15 protein-coding genes and 1 tRNA gene are annotated in these 16,517 nt (G+C 61.8%); 9 read left to right on the top strand and 7 right to left on the bottom strand.

Going from position 1 to position 16,517, the window contains the following annotated elements:
* Positions 1-420: 420 nt before the first annotated feature.
* Entirely contained in the window at positions 421-858 is a 438-nt protein-coding gene (locus P3R38_RS07930) for a hypothetical protein (RefSeq protein ID WP_023379571.1), read from the bottom strand.
* 108 nt (positions 859-966) lie between these two features.
* On the opposite strand from P3R38_RS07930, the gene P3R38_RS07925 reads away from it, so the two are divergent.
* On the top strand, positions 967-1,407 hold the full coding sequence (locus P3R38_RS07925) for a universal stress protein (RefSeq protein WP_023379570.1): 441 nt from the start codon (positions 967-969) through the stop codon (positions 1,405-1,407).
* Between the two features lie 52 nt (positions 1,408-1,459).
* On the opposite strand, the gene P3R38_RS07920 is transcribed toward P3R38_RS07925, so the two are convergent.
* Positions 1,460-3,388 (bottom strand): ATP-binding cassette domain-containing protein, encoded by a 1,929-nt coding sequence (locus tag P3R38_RS07920; RefSeq protein ID WP_023379569.1) that lies wholly within the window; start codon positions 3,386-3,388, stop codon positions 1,460-1,462.
* A gap of 220 nt (positions 3,389-3,608) precedes the next feature.
* Between P3R38_RS07920 and P3R38_RS07915 the strand changes: the two genes are divergently transcribed.
* Positions 3,609-5,534 (top strand): transglycosylase SLT domain-containing protein, encoded by a 1,926-nt coding sequence (locus tag P3R38_RS07915; protein WP_023379568.1) that lies wholly within the window; start codon positions 3,609-3,611, stop codon positions 5,532-5,534.
* A 91-nt stretch (positions 5,535-5,625) separates the two neighbouring features.
* Here P3R38_RS07915 and P3R38_RS07910 read toward each other — a convergent pair whose 3' ends face one another.
* The gene (locus P3R38_RS07910; RefSeq protein ID WP_023379567.1) at positions 5,626-6,426 is read right to left on the bottom strand and encodes an MOSC domain-containing protein; all 801 of its coding nucleotides are present in this window, start codon (positions 6,424-6,426) and stop codon (positions 5,626-5,628) included.
* A 64-nt stretch (positions 6,427-6,490) separates the two neighbouring features.
* Positions 6,491-7,426 carry a chemotaxis protein CheV gene (locus P3R38_RS07905; RefSeq protein WP_023379566.1) on the bottom strand — a complete coding sequence of 312 codons (936 nt, stop codon included), beginning with the start codon at positions 7,424-7,426 and terminating at the stop codon, positions 6,491-6,493.
* Between the two features lie 337 nt (positions 7,427-7,763).
* On the opposite strand from P3R38_RS07905, the gene P3R38_RS07900 reads away from it, so the two are divergent.
* From P3R38_RS07900 to P3R38_RS07890, 3 genes are all read left to right on the top strand, one after another.
* Complete coding sequence (locus P3R38_RS07900) at positions 7,764-8,261, top strand: histidine kinase (RefSeq protein ID WP_277686976.1); 498 nt, start codon at positions 7,764-7,766, stop codon at positions 8,259-8,261.
* A gap of 400 nt (positions 8,262-8,661) precedes the next feature.
* Positions 8,662-9,558 carry a sensor histidine kinase gene (locus tag P3R38_RS07895; protein ID WP_027906765.1) on the top strand — a complete coding sequence of 299 codons (897 nt, stop codon included), beginning with the start codon at positions 8,662-8,664 and terminating at the stop codon, positions 9,556-9,558.
* Positions 9,548-10,207 (top strand): response regulator transcription factor, encoded by a 660-nt coding sequence (locus tag P3R38_RS07890; RefSeq protein ID WP_277686975.1) that lies wholly within the window; start codon positions 9,548-9,550, stop codon positions 10,205-10,207. Before P3R38_RS07895 ends, P3R38_RS07890 begins: the two co-directional genes overlap by 11 nt.
* On the opposite strand, the gene yegS is transcribed toward P3R38_RS07890, so the two are convergent.
* Entirely contained in the window at positions 10,191-11,078 is an 888-nt protein-coding gene (gene yegS, locus P3R38_RS07885) for a lipid kinase YegS (protein ID WP_023379562.1), read from the bottom strand. The genes P3R38_RS07890 and yegS overlap by 17 nt on opposite strands.
* Positions 11,079-11,383: 305 nt before the next feature.
* Between yegS and P3R38_RS07880 the strand changes: the two genes are divergently transcribed.
* Together P3R38_RS07880 and P3R38_RS07875 are read left to right on the top strand one after the other, a co-directional pair.
* Positions 11,384-12,838, top strand: coding sequence for a mannose-1-phosphate guanylyltransferase/mannose-6-phosphate isomerase (locus P3R38_RS07880; RefSeq protein ID WP_277686974.1), 1,455 nt, complete (start codon positions 11,384-11,386; stop codon positions 12,836-12,838).
* 52 nt (positions 12,839-12,890) lie between these two features.
* Complete coding sequence (locus P3R38_RS07875) at positions 12,891-14,138, top strand: glycosyltransferase family 4 protein (RefSeq protein WP_104881999.1); 1,248 nt, start codon at positions 12,891-12,893, stop codon at positions 14,136-14,138.
* Here the strand turns inward: P3R38_RS07875 and glp are convergent.
* Together glp and moaB are read right to left on the bottom strand one after the other, a co-directional pair.
* Entirely contained in the window at positions 14,127-15,353 is a 1,227-nt protein-coding gene (gene glp / locus P3R38_RS07870) for a gephyrin-like molybdotransferase Glp (RefSeq protein ID WP_023379559.1), read from the bottom strand. The two genes, P3R38_RS07875 and glp, sit on opposite strands and share 12 nt — an antisense overlap.
* Positions 15,337-15,876 carry a molybdenum cofactor biosynthesis protein B gene (moaB, locus tag P3R38_RS07865; RefSeq protein ID WP_023379558.1) on the bottom strand — a complete coding sequence of 180 codons (540 nt, stop codon included), beginning with the start codon at positions 15,874-15,876 and terminating at the stop codon, positions 15,337-15,339. The genes glp and moaB overlap by 17 nt, the downstream gene beginning before the upstream one ends.
* Before the next feature lie 177 nt (positions 15,877-16,053).
* Here moaB and P3R38_RS07860 point away from each other — a divergent pair, with 177 nt between their 5' ends.
* A complete protein-coding gene (locus tag P3R38_RS07860; RefSeq protein WP_023379557.1) occupies positions 16,054-16,275 on the top strand; it encodes a YgdI/YgdR family lipoprotein in 222 nt (73 codons plus the stop codon).
* An 80-nt stretch (positions 16,276-16,355) separates the two neighbouring features.
* Positions 16,356-16,432 (top strand) — tRNA-Pro (locus tag P3R38_RS07855).
* The last annotated feature ends 85 nt before the right edge of the window (positions 16,433-16,517 follow it).

The following is a 16,517-nucleotide window of genomic DNA, read 5'->3' as shown; positions in this document are numbered from 1 at the left end:
GATCGCTGATCATTCATGTCAGCGATTGACCATTCAGGGGGGGGGCGAAGGTGTTGGCCTTGAGATGTTCGGTGAAGCGTAGATCGCGAGCAAGACTCGCCCCCACGTCTGTTTCGGGCTAGTTATTCCTGTGGGTAGGAAATCGATGATCTGTAGGAGCGAGCCTTGCTCGCGATGCGCCGCGCGGGCTGCGGGCGATCGAACAGGCCCCGAATAATCATCGCCAGCCACCTACCGCGCCCCTGCGCACATCCCACAAAAAAATCCAGGCATTCTCTCAATAACCCTCTACACTGCCAGTGGCTCCAAGAAATTCCCGGCCTGCCTGGCCTTTTCTGCACTGCAGAAACGACAAAGCGGCAACCTGGCACCTACCCTCCTGGGGCGTTGCCATGTTGCCGCTTTGTCGTTAACGCGTGTTCAAGCGAGGGTTTCAAAGGCGTGAGCAATATCCTGCAACACAGATTTATCACCGCGCTCGCTCCAGTACAGCGCAATCATGCGTTTGTCAGCCTCGACCTTGTAGACGGTCCCAGGCAGACGCGCGAACACCTCGTTCAGGCGGGGTTCCTCGCACACTTCACGCCACTGGTTCCACCATACGCCGGGACTGACCTGCCAGTAGCACCAGCTATCTTCGTGCCCTTTGCGGCGGGCCCGATGGTACTGAGGACACGGGCTAGGCGGCTCTTTTTCCAGCCAGTGCGGCCACTGCTGCGGCGCCAACTGCATGGCCAGCCCCATGCGCCGAGCCTCCAGGCGCAGACTCATCTGTTCTCCCTGCTTGCGTGAAAGACGCAGCCAGGAAAGCGGACTGAGAATCAGGGCAAGGATTGACACCACCAGCCATACCGTCATATCTAGATTCCATAAAGCGTTGCAAATGAGCGGGTTACTCAAGTTTCACGGAAGACCTGCCCCAAAGCGACCATACTTCCAATATCGCGATTGTCAGGAGTACAGCTCATGTCCTACGAACATCTTCTGGTTGCCGTCGACCTGACCGAAGAATGCGACCCGGTGATCAAGCGCGCCATGAAGCTCGCAGAGCCTACAGGCGCCAAGGTCTCTCTGGTGCATATCGTCGAGCCGATGGCCATGGCATTCGGCGGTGATGTGCCCATGGACCTGTCTCAGCTGCAGCAGCAGCAGTTCGACCAGGCCAAGGAGCGCATGGACCGACTGTTCAACAAGTACCCGGACATCAATCGTGGCGATTCGCACCTGACCTACGGCCAGCCGCGCCAGGAAATCCACCAGTTGGCCAAGGAACAACATTGCGACCTGATCGTGGTCGGCAGCCATGGCCGCCACGGGCTGGCATTGCTGCTGGGCTCTACCGCCAATGACGTGTTGCATGGCGCCCCTTGCGATGTCTTGGCGGTGCGGTTGCAGAAGAAGGAATGATCCAACCCGCACGGGCCCTATCGTCGGCGTGCCGGCGATAGGGCCCGTCGGATCAACCTTCCAGCTCGGCCCAGCGCTCTACCAAGGTATCCAGCTCAGCCTGCAGCTTCTCCAGCTTCGCCAGCACAGCCGAGGTTTCACCGATAGGGCGCTGGTAGAAGCCAGGTGCATTGACCTCTTCCTGAACCACCGCCATGCGCTGCTCCAGCTCGTCGATCTGCCCCGGCAACGCCTCCAGCTCGCGCTGCAACTTGTAGCTGAGCTTTTTCTTCGACGCATCAACGGCCGCGGCTGCAGGGGCCGGCGCCGCCTCGACGACAGGCTTTTCCACCACCGCGCTGTTGAGCTCCGACTTGCCGCCCTTGCTTTCGGTCACACCCAGCAACTTCGGCGAGCCACCCTGGCGAATCCAGTCTTCATAGCCACCGACGTACTCGCGGACCTTGCCCTCCCCCTCGAACACCAGGGTGCTGGTCACCACGTTGTCGAGGAAAGCCCGGTCGTGGCTGACCATCAGTACCGTGCCCTTGTAGTTGGACAGTACTTCCTCCAGCAGCTCCAGCGTCTCGACATCCAGGTCGTTGGTCGGCTCGTCGAGGACCAACAGGTTGGCAGGCTTGCTGAACAGCTTGGCCAGCAGCAGTCGCGCACGCTCGCCGCCGGACAGCGCCTTGACCGGGGTACGCGCGCGCTGCGGGCTGAACAGGAAGTCGCCCAGGTAGCTCAGCACATGGCGGCTCTGCCCGTCGATGTCGATGAAGTCCCGGCCTTCGGCCAGGTTGTCGATCACGGTCTTTTCCAGGTCGAGCTGGTGGCGCATCTGGTCGAAATAGGCCACTTCGAGCTTGGTACCACGCTCTACCTTGCCGGAGGTCGGCTCAAGATCGCCGAGCATCAGCTTCAGCAGCGTGGTCTTGCCTGTACCGTTGGCGCCCAACAGGCCAATACGGTCTTCGCGCTGCAGGACCATGGAGAAGTCCTTCACCAGCATCGGCCCCTCAGGGTGTGCGAAGCTGACATTCTCCAGCACCATGACCTGCTTGCCGGACTTCTCCGCCGCCTCGATCTGGATGTTGGCCTTGCCCTGACGCTCGCGGCGCTCACTACGTTCCACACGCAATGCCTTGAGCGCACGCACACGGCCTTCGTTGCGGGTACGACGGGCCTTGATGCCCTGGCGAATCCATACCTCTTCCTGGGCCAGACGCTTGTCGAACAGCGCGTTGGCGGTCTCTTCCGCGGCCAGGGCCGCTTCTTTGTGCACCAGGAAGCTGGCGTAATCGCCATTCCAGTCAATCAGGCCGCCACGGTCGAGCTCGAGGATGCGCGTCGCCAGGTTCTGCAGGAACGAACGGTCGTGGGTAATGAACAACACGGCACCGTTGAAGCCGCTCAGGGCTTCTTCGAGCCAGGCGATGGCGCCGATGTCCAGGTGGTTGGTCGGCTCGTCCAGCAACAGCAGGTCGGGCTCGGACACCAACGCCTGGGCCAGCAGCACACGACGGCGCCAGCCGCCTGACAGCTCGGCCAGGGTCTTGTCGGCCGGCAATTGCAGGCGGCTCAGGGTGCTTTCCACCACCTGCTGCAGGCGCCAGCCATCGCGCGCCTCCAGTTCGTGCTGGACATGCATGAGTTTTTCCAGATCTTCATCACCCTGAATGTTCTGGCTCAGGTGATGATATTCGGCCAGCAACGCGCCCACGCCATCAAGGCCTTCGGCCACCACGTCGAACACGCTGCGCTCGTCGGCTACGGGCAGCTCCTGAGGCAGCTCACCAATCTTCAGGCCGGGGGCACGCCAGATTTCGCCGTCATCGCCCTTCTGCTCACCCTTTACCAGGCGCAGCATGCTCGACTTACCGGTGCCGTTGCGGCCGATGATGCACACCCGCTCGCCACGGGCGATCTGCCAGGACACTTTGTCCAGCAGCGGCATGGCGCCGAATGCGAGGGACACATCGCTGAATTTGAGCAGGGTCATGTTCGTCTCCAGAAAGCGGGCGCGCATTCTACCTGACTTGGCCCCTTCCGGCATTAAGTTGGCCATCCTGCCAGGGCCTGGCGACATCCGGTCGAACTTTACGCCTTGATACAAGCACAGCGCTTTCACCCGTCGCGGGCAAACGGCTAAGCTAAGCAATAGATTCCAACAGTGCTGGCATCGCCGTCACTTTCCCATGGTTCAACTGCCCGGACGTATCATGCGCAGCCGCCTGTTACACATTGCATCCTGCCTGCTGCTCACCGCTGCCGCCACAGCGGTGCAGGCCACCGACCTCTCCCTGCAACGCCAGTACTACGACGAGGCCAAACGTGCCTTGGCCAAGGGCGACAAAGGCCCGTACCTGCGTTACGCCCAGGCCCTGCGCGACTACCCGCTGACGCCTTACCTGGCCTATGACGAGCTCACCGCTCGCCTGAAAAGCGCCAGCAATGAAGAAATCGAGGGGTTCCTGGCCAAGCATGGCGACCTGCCACAAGCCAACTGGATGAAACTGCGCTGGCTGCGTTGGCTAGCCGAACGTGGCGAATGGAATACCTTCGCCAAGTACTACGACCCCAAGCTCAATTTCACTGAACTGGACTGCCTCAACGGTCAGTACCAACTGAGCCATGGCATGCGTGCCGAAGGTTTCGCCAGCGCCGAAAAACTGTGGAATGTCGGCAAGTCGCAACCTGCGGCCTGCGACACCCTGTTCGGCATGTGGGCAGCCGAAGGCCAGCTGACCGAGGCCAAGCGCTGGAATCGCACCAAGCTTGCCGCCCAAGCCCGCAACTATGGGCTGGCCAACAACCTGGTCAAGACCCTGACCACCCTCGCCCCGCAGGGCCGCCTGCTGGTCGACGTGGCACAGAAACCCGAACTGCTGAACCAACCTTCGCGCTTCACCCCGGTCAACGAAGCCATGTCCGACGTGGTCAGCCTCGGCTTGCGCCGCCTCGCCAGGCAGGACCCAGAGCGCGCCATGGCGCTGCTCGACGATTACGCCCAGCGCATGCATTTCTCCCGCGACGAAAAAGTCGCCATCGCCCGGGAAATCGGCCTGACCCTGGCCCGTCGCTATGATCCGCGCGCCCTGGACCTGATGACCCGTTTCGACCCGGAACTGCGCGACAACACCGTCAGTGAATGGCGCCTGCGTCTGCTGTTGCGTCTGGGCCGCTGGGAAGATGCCTACGAGCTGACCAAGCGCCTGCCCCAGGACCTGGCCAGCAGCAGCCGCTGGAAGTACTGGCAAGCCCGCACGCTGGAACTGGCCCAGCCGAACAACCCGCAGATCCCCTTGCTTTACAAGAATGTGGCACGCGAGCGGGATTTCTATGGTTTCCTCGCCGCCGACCGCGCTCAAACGCCCTACCAGCTGAACAACCGCCCCCTGGTGCTGAGCCCGCAACTGGTCAACAAGGTGCGTAATACGCCCGGGATCAAACGCGCCCTGGAATTCCACGCCCGCGGCCAGATCGTCGAAGGGCGCCGCGAGTGGTACCACGTCAGCCGCCACTTCACACGTGACGAGATGGTGGCCCAGGCGCGCCTGGCCTATGACTTGCGCTGGTATTTCCCGGCCATTCGCACCATCAGCCAGGCTCAATACTGGGACGACCTGGACGTCCGTTTCCCCATGGCCCACCGCGACACCCTGGTGCGCGAGGCCAAGGTACGCGGCCTGCATTCGAGCTGGGTGTTCGCCATAACCCGCCAGGAAAGCGCCTTCATGGAAGATGCCCGCTCCAGCGTGGGTGCCAGTGGCCTGATGCAGCTGATGCCGGCAACGGCCAAGGAAACCGCACGCAAGTTCAGCATCCCACTGGCGTCGCCGTCGCAAGTGTTCAACCCGGACAAGAACATCCAGCTGGGCGCAGCCTACCTGAGCCAGGTACACAGCCAGTTCAACGGCAACCGGGTGTTGGCCTCGGCGGCCTACAACGCCGGGCCCGGACGGGTACGGCAGTGGCTCAAGGGCGCCAAGCACCTGAGCTTCGATGTGTGGGTGGAATCGATCCCGTTCGATGAAACTCGCCAGTACGTGCAGAACGTGCTGTCGTATTCGGTGATCTACGGACAGAAGCTCAATTCGCCGCAACCGCTGGTGGATTGGCATGAGCGGTACTTCGACGATATGTAAGCCATGCTCCCCCTGTCGGTTGTCAGGGGGTACACGGCCAGGCTCCCTGCAAGAGCCGGCTTGCCGGCGATGAGGCCGGCAAGCACTCCCGCTATTCCACCACCTCGACCCTCATCCCCACTTCAAGCACCCCTCGGCCATCCACCGCCAGGTTCTGCCCGAACAACACATCCCCTTCCTTTTCACGGAATGTCTTGAGCGTGGTCAACGGCTCACGGTCCGGGCTGCGCTCTCCGGTCACTGGGTCGAGCGTGGTGAAGATGCAGCGCACGCTGGGCTTGAGCAGGCGAAACTCCAACTCGCCGATGCGAATGCGCTTCCAGTTATCCTCGGCGAACGGCTCACTGCCCTGCACCACCAGATTCGGTCGGAAGCGGAGCATTTCCATGGGCCGGCCAATGCGCCGGTTGAGTTCATCCAACGACCCTTGGCCAATCAGCAGGAATGGAAAGCCATCCGGGAACGCCGCCCGGTCGCTGTTCAAGCCATAACCGCTGGGCAGGTAGCGAGCACGCTGTGGCGGGCAATACACCAGACGTACAGGCTTTGCGAGCATCTGCGACAACCAGGCAGCCGCCTCGTCGCCCGCATCGGGCACCCGCAAGGTATCGCGCCAGATCGTCACCCCGCGCAAATCATCGTCAGCCTCCGGCATCTTCACCTGCAGCGACGGCTGCCCTGGGGTTTCCAAGAGCAGCCCCGTTTCAACATGGCTTGCCTTGAGCTGGCTCAGTTGCGGCCAGGCGCGCTGGGTCAAAAAGCGGCCGTTTTCCTCCTCAACCACCATCCAGCGACGATCACCGAGCACACCCAGGTGATCCACCGGCGAAGCCTGCAAGCGTTGCGCCTGCCCCGACTTCACCGGATATCGATACAACTCACTCAGAAACATCCTTGCCAGCCTCGCACTCTCCGAAAACGCCTAGCTTATACCCGGCGCACGGTCAGCGCAGGTATCAGGCGCTGGCGGTATCCAGCAACAGACGCTGCTTCACCACATCGACCAGACGATCAGGCTGGAACTTGGAGAGGAAATTGTCGCAACCGACCTTCTTGACCATGGACTCGTTGAAGCTGCCCGACAGCGACGTGTGCAGCACCACATAGAGCTTGCGCAGGCGCGCATCGCCGCGAATCTCGGTGGTCAGCCGGTAACCATCCATTTCCGGCATCTCGGCGTCAGTGAACACCATCAGCAATTTCTCGCAGACATCTTCGCCAGCATCGGCCCACCCCTTGAGCATGCGCAGTGCTTTGAGGCCGTCGCTGGCCACATGCAGCTTGACGCCAAGCTGGGACAGGGTGTCGCGCAACTGCGCCAGGGCTACGCTGGAGTCATCCACCAGCAACACTTCTCGCCCGCGAGCACGCGACAGCACCGGGTCGGCGAGCTTGTCGCCGGAAACCCTGGCGTTGTAGGGAACGATCTCGGCCAGGACCTTTTCCACGTCGATCACTTCCACCAACTTGTCATCGACCTTGGTAATGGCGGTCAGGTAATGCTGACGGCCAGCGCTGGAAGGCGGCGGCATGATGGCTTCCCAGTTCATGTTGACGATGCGATCGACTCCGCCCACCAGGAAGGCTTGCACCGAGCGATTGTACTCGGTGACGATGATGGTGCTGTCCGGGCCCGGCTGCAGCGGGCGCATGCCGATCGCCTGGGACAGGTCGATCACTGGCAGGGTCTGCCCGCGCAGGTTCACCACGCCGCAGACGAATGCATGACGCTGCGGCATCAAGGTCAGCTTGGGCAGCTGCAGCACTTCCTGCACCTTGAACACGTTGATCGCGAACAGCTGGCGACCTGCCAGGCGGAACATCAGAATTTCCAGGCGGTTTTCACCCACCAATTGCGTTCGTTGGTCTACCGTGTCGAGAATGCCAGCCATTGGAAAAGCCCCCAGGCTCGTGTGGGAAAAGTGAGTTGATCCATCCTGTATCGGCATTTTTATGCGCAGCTTGACCCCCGCAGGAAAAAGCCTTGCCAGCGATTGATATCACTTTACCATCATGCTTTACTGCGATCATCGCAACCCCACCTTCTTCGTCGCCACCCCTACCCAGTATCAGGGAAACCCTTAGCAGCAATCGGGTGCAACCTGATGTTCGCAATATCCTTTAGCCATTAATGTGACGCCATTCTCATTGCATGAATGGAGTCAGGCTTTTGCTAGCAATCGTCTTGGCGTTGCCAACCCCCGCTCCAGCTAAAGCCGCCGGAGTGACATGATGGACCACGCCTCCTCGAACAGCATCGCCCTGCAGGAATTTCTGCTGGATGCGCAGATCTTGTTAACCCAGTCCCAGGAATGCCTACAGCACCTGAAACTGATCGACAACGACCCGGATGCCTGCAATTGCCTGAACAACACCCTCGATACTCTTGCCCGTCGCGCCAACGACCTGGGCCTGATCGAAGTCGCCCGCTACGCCGAAGCCTTGCAACGGATGCTGGCCCCTGCTTGCCACGAACGACACCTAAAGGGTGAAGCCCTACCGGCCGTGGATGCCTGCCTGACACTGCTGGCCTGGCAACTGGAGCTGGTCGACCCGCGCACCGGCCGCCTGAGCCTGGACACCTGCGAACAGACCACGCTGCTGGGTGAGCTGGCCCGGATATTGGGCCAACCTGCTCCGCAAACGTGTGCCTCCTGCAATGAGCGCGAACAGTCGGGCGCCCACCTTCATTCGGCCGCGCCAGCGCAGCGCTCATCCCCCCTTTAGAGCGGCGCGAACGCCCCTTCCGAAGAGCAACTAAGCGTATTGTTCAAGGCCCACCATGGTCGAACTAGTGAAGTTTGGCCAAAGTTTGGCGTTTGCACTTGAGTACGATTCAAGCGAGTTGCGCCGGAAAAGCACACAACTTGGTCAAACAATGGCATTTTGCCTCGTCCGGAGATGAAAAAACCTCCGGATACCCCCGCAAATCCTAAGGATTCGATGCTCTGGCTGCCCGCGACCAAATCATCCCAAAGTGTTAATATGCGCACACGAAAACGCTCTCGGCACCCCTGCAGATCCTTTCGACGTGCGCTGGACGATTGATTGAAAGCACTACGCCAAAGCCTCTGGTAATACCTGTGCAAGGCCCTCCATCAGCAATACTTCAGTGGCTTCCCTATTTATGCTCCCACGCTTGAAGATCCCTCTGCGTTGCTGTTCTCGCACTGCCCTGCTGCGCTGGATGACGGCGTTGCTGTGCGTGGCTTCGCTGGTCGCCAATCTCGTGCTGTTCATGGCCAACCAACCCCTGCCGGGTGGCCTGCTGGTATTGCAACTGATCGCCACGCTGGGTGTGGCCTGGCACTTGAGCCGCGGCGCTAGGTCGATCAACCTGCAGCCGGCGGAACTGGCCGACCGCATGCTCAAGGTCCAGGAGAGCGAGCGCCAACGCCTGAGCCGCGAACTGCATGATGACATCGGCCAACTGCTGACCGCTGCCAAGCTGCAACTGGACTGGCTGCAACGGCGGATGCCAGCCGACCTGCAGCCACAGTGCAGCACCCTGCGCGACACCCTGGAAGACACCTTGAGCAACGTGCGCGATGTCTCGGCCATTCTCAACCCAAGGCAACTGGCCAGCCTGGGCCTGGAAGCCAGCCTGCGTGCTCACCTGGTTCGCACACTGGCAAGCAGCGACGTGCACTGGAGCCTGGAATGCCACCAACGCCTGGGGGGGATTGGCGAGGAAGTGTCCATGGCCGTCTTTCGCATCACCCAGGAAGCCGTTACCAACATGCTGCGCCATGCCCAGGCACGCAACCTGACCATCAAGCTGCAACGCAGCCCCGAAGGCCTGGCCCTGACCATCCAGGACGACGGTCGCGGCTTCACTCCCACGAGCAACCCGGCCGAGGCCGGCCAACGCGGCATGGCCGGTATGCAGGAACGGGTGGTGGCCCTGAAGGGCAACCTGACCATCACCAGTCAGCTTGGCCTGGGCACCCGGATCGATGTCATTTTCCCATGGCCGCCACGCACCCATGAACGTGCCAGGACCCCCGCTTCCCATGACCTGTAGATTGCTGTTGGTGGACGACCACTCGCTGATCCGTGCCGGGGTCCGAGCCCTGGTTTCCGACATTCCTGGCTACACCGTGATCGGCGAAGCCGACGACGGCAACCAGCTGCTCGAACAGGTGCATGCGTTGGCGCCGGACATCATCCTGCTGGACATTTCCATGCGTTCCACCAGCGGGCTGGATGCGCTCACCCAACTGCGCGCCAGCGGCAATACCAGCAAGGTGCTGATCCTGTCGATGCACACCGACCCGGAGCTGATCATGCGCGCCCTGGAAAGCGGCGCCCATGGCTACCTGCTCAAGGACACCACCGCTACCGAGCTGGAACAGGCCCTGGCCGCCCTGTGCAATGGCGAGCGCTATCTCAGCCCGGCCATCGCCCACACCGTGATCAATCAGGCACTCATGCATGCACAGCATGGCAAGCACGCCGTCAGTGAGCGTCACAACCTGACCGCCCGCCAGCTGGAGATCCTGCGTCTGATCGTGCGCGGCAAATCGACCCGCGAGATCGCCGCCGGCCTTGGCCTGTCGATCAAGACCGTTGAAACCCACCGCTCGCAGATCATGAAACGTCTGCAGATCTATGACGTGGCCGGCCTGGTGCTGTTCGCCGTACGCGAAAAAATCATCAGCCTGGACGACTGAGCAGCGGCGAGCCCTCCGGCAGGTGCAAGCGCAGGGCCGCAGGTTTCGCCTCGAAGCGCAGGCTTTCGGCTTGCAACGGTTCGCCGTCAAGGTTGATGTCCAGCCCCTGGGAGCACTTGACCTCCACCCACGGCAACCTGGCGCGGACGAACAAGCCCTCGCCGGCGAAGAGGTCACGCAGCGCCCCTAACATTTCCTGAGGCGCAGGGAGGATGGCGATGTCCAGCAGGCCATCGTCGGCCACCGCCTCCGGGCACAGCACCTGACCGCCGCCAGCCTGGCGTCCATTGCCGATCCCCAGGGCCAGCAACTCGCCCTGCCAATCGAACCCCGGCCCTTGCAACGCCACCTTGGCGGCTTGCAGCTCACTGAAACGCGACAGCCCAGTGAACAGGTAAGCCGCCGCCCCCAGCACTTTTTTCAGATCCTCCGAGGTGTTGGCCGTCACCTGGCTACCGAAACCACCAGTGGCCATATTGAGAAACAGTTGCTCGCCCACCTGCCCCAGGTCGATCGGTTTTGCGGGCTGCTCCAGCAGCGCCAACGCCGCCGCAGGTTCCAGCGGTATTCCAGCAGCCTTGGCGAAATCATTGGCGGTGCCCAGCGGTAGCAGCGCCAGGCTGGCGTCCGTGGCCGCCAGCCCCACGGCTTCGGCTACATCGCGCAAAGTACCATCGCCGCCACCTGCGACCACATGGGTGTAACCGGCCGCCACCGCCTCATCGACAAAGCGTTGGGCATCCCCGGCTTCCCAGGTGACGCGCACATCCAACGTCCAACCGCGCTCGCGCATACCGCGCACGGCTTCACGCACTTCGTCATTCATCGCCTGCTTGCCGTGCAGGATCAACACCGCCTTGCGCCCTTGCATCGTTTTTCTCCCCAGTGAAGACAGTCTTCTCCAGATGTCGACCATCGCCTCTCGCAGAATGCTGCATGGCCCTGCTCGACTGACGAGGGCCTCCTACGCAAGCCATCGTACGAAAAACAACCAAATTCACACATTCATCATTGAAAGCTTCGCTCACAGGGAGCATGATCGACAAATATTTGGCCTTCATGGAAGATGATGCCTAGAAAAGTCGGTTTTTTGACTTTTTGCCGCCATAACCCTGACAGGTCGCATCGTTCCCCTTCAATGGCGCCACTGACGGCGCCCTGAGTCGAGGTCGTGAAATGAGCGTTCTGATCCCCTGTATCATTGCTGGCGGTGCCGGTACCCGTCTTTGGCCGGTTTCCAGGGAAGCCATGCCCAAGCCCTTCATGCGCTTACCGGATGGCGAGAGCCTGCTGCAGAAAACCTTCGCGCGTGCCAGCGCCCTACCCGGGGTCGAGCGCTTGCTGACCGTGACCAACCGAGAAGTATTCTTTCGCACCCAGGATGAGTATGGCCAGGTCAATCCAGGCAAGCTGCCCTTGGACTTCATTCTGGAGCCAAGTGGACGCAATACGGCTCCGGCGATAGCCGCCGCCGCACTCCACTGTGCCACGCAATATGGTGAGGACAGCCTGCTGCTGATCCTGCCCGCCGACCACCTGATACAAGATTTCGAAGCCTTCGCCCAAGCGGTCGCTCATGCACGCCAGCTGGCCGAAAACGGCTGGCTGGCCACCTTTGGCCTGGTGCCCGACCGCGCCGAGACCGGGTTCGGCTACATCGAACGTGGCAAAGCGCTGAACGAGCACGCCTATCAGGTGGCTCGTTTCGTTGAAAAGCCCGACAAGCCTACCGCCCAAGAATACCTCGACGGTGGACGCCACCTGTGGAACGCCGGCATGTTCTGCCTGCGCGCCAGCAGTGTGCTTGAGGAACTGCAGGCTCACGCACCCGAATTGCTCGGCAGCGTCGCCACCTGCCTGCAGCGCAGTGCCATCAAGCAAGGCGACAAGGCGCTACAGGTGGAGTTGGACGCGGACAGCTTCGCCCTGGCCGAGGACATCTCCATCGACTACGCCCTGATGGAGCGCTCCGATAAGGTCGCCGTGGTGCCCTGCGAGCTGGGCTGGAGCGACATCGGTAGCTGGGAAGCGGTGCGTGAGCTGCGCCAGACCGACGACGCCGGCAACCACTGCAACGGTGAAGCAGTGCTGCACGATGTACGCAACTGCTACATCGACTCACCCAAGCGCCTGGTTGGCGCCGTGGGCCTGGACAACCTGATCGTCATCGACACCCCCGACGCCCTGCTGATCGCCGATGCCTCGCGCAGCCAGGAGGTCAAGGTCATCGCCCAGCAGCTCAAGCACCAGGGCCACGAAACCTATCGCCTGCACCGCACCGTCACTCGTCCCTGGGGGATGTACACGGTGCTGGAGGAAGGCCCGCGGTTCAAGATCAAGCGCATCATGGTGCGCCCTGGCGAGTCCCTGTCACTGCAGATGCACCATCACCGCAGCGAACATTGGATCGTGGTCAGCGGCATGGCCTGCGTGACCAATGGTGAAGAAGAATTCCTGCTCGATACCAACGAGTCCACCTTCATCAAACCAGGCCGCACCCACCGCCTGACCAACCCTGGCGTCATCGACCTGGTGATGATCGAAGTACAGAGCGGCGAATACCTGGGCGAAGACGACATCGTACGCTTTACTGATATCTATGGACGCGCCCCGACAGCAGCTGCTGGCTGATTGTCAGCGGGCGCGTCTTGTTATCCGCGACCTTTAGCGAGGATTCCGGGTCATGCGCATTCTCTGGACACTGCCCTACCTGCCCTGGCCCACCACCAGCGGCAGCAAGACCCGGCAATACCACCTGCTGCGCGCCCTCGCGCAGCACGGTCACCGGATCACCTTGCTGGTGCAGTCGAAGATACCGCTCAGCGATGCCGCCCGCGATGCTCTGGAACCATTGGTCGAGCGCCTGATAGTGCTGCCCAGGCGCCCGCTTCACAGCCCACTGAACCTGTTGGCATCCCCCATCATCGACTACCCGATGCGGGCCATCATCAACGGCCTGGCCCCCTGCCTTCGACACCGCTTCGAACAATTGCTGGATGAACCCTGGGATGTGATCCAGATCGAGCACAGCTACAGCTTCCAGCCTTTCGAAAAAGCCCTGCAGGCCCGCGGCTTACCGTACATGCTGACCGAGCACACGGTCGAATCGGTGATGGGCGCCGCCTGCCATGACCAACTGCCCCTGTGGCTGCGACCGCTCAATGCCTTCGACCGCTGGCGCTACCGGCGCTGGGAGCAACGCGTGTTGCGCCAACCCACCGAAGTGGTGGCGGTGAGTACTCATGACGCCGACCTCATCAGCCAGGTCAGCGGGCGTCCGGTAAACGTGGTGGTCAACGGTGTCGACTGCGATCACTACCAGAACGTGCGCCCGGCATTTCATAGCCAGCGTCTGCTGTTCGTGGGCAATTTCGAGTATGGCGCCAACCTCGAAGCCATCGAATGGGCGCTGGAGGAGATCCTGCCCCAAGTCTGGATGAGCAACCCCGCCGTGCGCCTGGCTATCGCCGGGCACGCCATGCCCGCCAGCTGGAAACTGCACTGGAACGATCCGCGCATCGAATGGCTCGGCTACCGCCCTGACCTGCGCGAACTGCAACAACGTTCCGCGCTGTTTTTCGCGCCCCTGCGCTATGCCGGCGGCTCCAAAGTGAAAATTCTTGAGGCAATGGCCGCAGGCTTGCCCGTCATCACCACTGCCAAGGGCGTTTCAGGCTTGGCCGTGAACAACGGCGAGCACTACTTGGGCAGTGACGACGGCGACCAGTTGGCGCTGTTCATCACGCAACTACTCAACCAACCATGGCGCATGTGCCAGCTCAGCGAGGCCGGCCGCCAGTTTGCCCGACAACGCCACGACTGGAGCGTCAGCGCCCAGCAGTTGGAGAATGTGCATATGCGCCTGACTCAAGCCACGCCGGCCGACGCCAGGCAAACCGATGCTGCCTGGCTCGGGCGTTCAGTCAAGTAGCTCGCTGAAGGGAATGAACGGCACGCTGTCGCCCGGCTTGGGCAGGGTGCCTTCGCGTACCTCCACCAGGCCTTCGGCCCATGCCGCGCTGCGCAGCACACCAGAACTCTGGTTCTTGTAGATCCGCACCTGGCCTTGCTCGATACGCGCACGCAGGTATTCGCGGCGGGTTCCTGCCTTGGTCCATTCGAAACCGGCAGGCATATCGAAACGCAAGGGCGTCACCTCGGTCACGCCTTGACGGCGTAACAGGTAGGGGCGGGTCAGCAACCCGAAGGTGACGAGCGTGGACGCTGGGTTGCCTGGCAAGCCGATCACCGGCACACCACGGAAATGTCCGAACGTGAGGGGCTTGCCCGGCTTGATCGCAAGTTTCCACAACGCCAGCTCACCGGCCTCGCGCAGGACTGCACCAAGGTAGTCAGCTTCACCGACGGAAACACCGCCCGTGGAAAGGATCAGGTCGACATCGCCCAACCCGGCCAGGCATTCGCGCGTGCGGGCCAGGTCATCAGCCAGGATGCCCACATCGCGAACCTCGCAACCCAGGCGCTGCAACCAGCTCACCAGCAGACGGCGATTGCTGTTGTAGATCTGCCCAGGCCCTAGCGGCAGGCCAGGCTCCACCAATTCATCGCCGGTGCTGAGCACTGCCACTCGAATCTTTCGCACCACCTCCAAGGTGGCGAAGCCAAGTGTCGCCGCCAAGCCCAACTGAATCGGCCCGAGACGCGTACCGGCAGCCATCACCTGTTCGCCCTGGCGGGTCTCCTGGCCCTGTGGTCGCACATTCTGCTCGAGCTTCATGGGCTCGAGGAAACGCACCCGGCCATCGTCCAGCACCTCGGCGTTTTCCTGCATCTCGACGCAATCGGCGCCCGCGGGCAGCGGCGCGCCGGTGAAGATCCGCGCACAGGTTCCAGGCTGCAAAGGTTGGGGGGCATGCCCGGCAAAGATGCGCTGGCTGACCGGCAGCGGCTCGCCTCGCCAGTCGTCCAGGCGCAGCGCATAGCCGTCCATGGCACTGTTCGGCCAGGGCGGCAGGTCCAGCGTAGCCACCAGGTCGGTCGCCAGGACCCGGCCCTGTGCCTCGGCCAGCGGAACGATCTCGCGTGCCTCGATCGGCGCAGCCTCGGCCAGGGCAATCAAGCGCTGCAGCGCTTCTTCGACCGACATCAGCGGCTGCTTCTGCACTGCCTCAACCACGGCTGTCACAGGCCGTTGCCTGCTTCAGGTGCGGCACGAAGTTGCAGGGGCGATGGCGGGCGTCGAGCTGCTCGGCCAAGATGCCGTCCCAACCGGTACGCACGGCATTGGTCGACCCTGGCAGGCAGCAGACCAAGGTGCCATTGGCCAGGCCTGCCAGAGCACGAGACTGCACCGTGGAAGTGCCGATATCGGCAACGGAGATCTGCCGGAACAATTCGCCGAATCCTTCCACCTGCTTGTCCAGCAGGCACGCCACGGCTTCCGGGGTGCTGTCACGGCCAGTGAAACCGGTACCGCCAGTGATCAATACCACCTGCACGGTCTCGTCGGCGATCCAGTTCGCAACCTGGGCGCGGATCTTGTATAGGTCGTCCTTGAGCAATACCCGCGCCGCCAGTTGGTGTCCGGCCTCGGTCAAGCGGTCGACGAACAGTTGGCCGGAGGTATCGGTTTCGAAGGTACGGGTGTCGCTGACCGTGAGCACGGCGATGTTCAGCGGCACGAAGGGGGTGTCTGCTTTGGCTTTCATGAGCATTCGTCGCAGTAGCAAGTGATGGCCGCAGTTATATCACAGCCGGCCCTGGCCGATGCCGCCGTTGTTCCCGGTCAATGTCCGGGCTTTAGCGCTATGCTGCACTGTCAGAGGAACTTGCATGGACGCCCTGCGTCTTAATGTCATCTAGCACCATCGCACTGGAGAAACACGATGATTCAACGGACCCTTCCTGCCTTCATTCTCGCCCTGGGGCTGGGCGCCCTCGCTGGCTGCGCATCGCCAACCGTCATCACGCTGAACGACGGTCGCGAGATCCAGGCCGTGGACACCCCGACGTTCGACGAGGACTCCGGGTTCTATGAATTCGAGCAACTCGACGGCAAGCGCACGCGCCTGAACAAGGACCAGATTCGCACCGTAAAAGAGCTCTGATGGAGCCCGCCTTCGAGCAAACGGCCTTTACACAACAAGGGCTTGCGTTCAAAAAGACGATACAGTAGGATTTTGTTCATCGGAGTGTAGCGCAGCCAGGTAGCGCGTCTCGTTCGGGACGAGAAGGCCGCAGGTTCGAATCCTGTCTCTCCGACCAGATCCTTCAAAAAGCCCGCCTTGTGCGGGCTTTTTGTTGCGTCCAGAAAATGTCGGCAAGCTGTACCGGCGCTGCGAACAGGCCG

Origin of the sequence: Pseudomonas sp. NyZ480, assembly GCF_029537255.1 — a bacterium.
In the GTDB taxonomy this organism is placed as follows: Bacteria; Pseudomonadota; Gammaproteobacteria; order Pseudomonadales; family Pseudomonadaceae; genus Aquipseudomonas; species Aquipseudomonas taiwanensis.
Note: the sequence above shows the minus strand (reverse complement) of the source record. Positions and strands in the feature narration are given on the sequence as shown.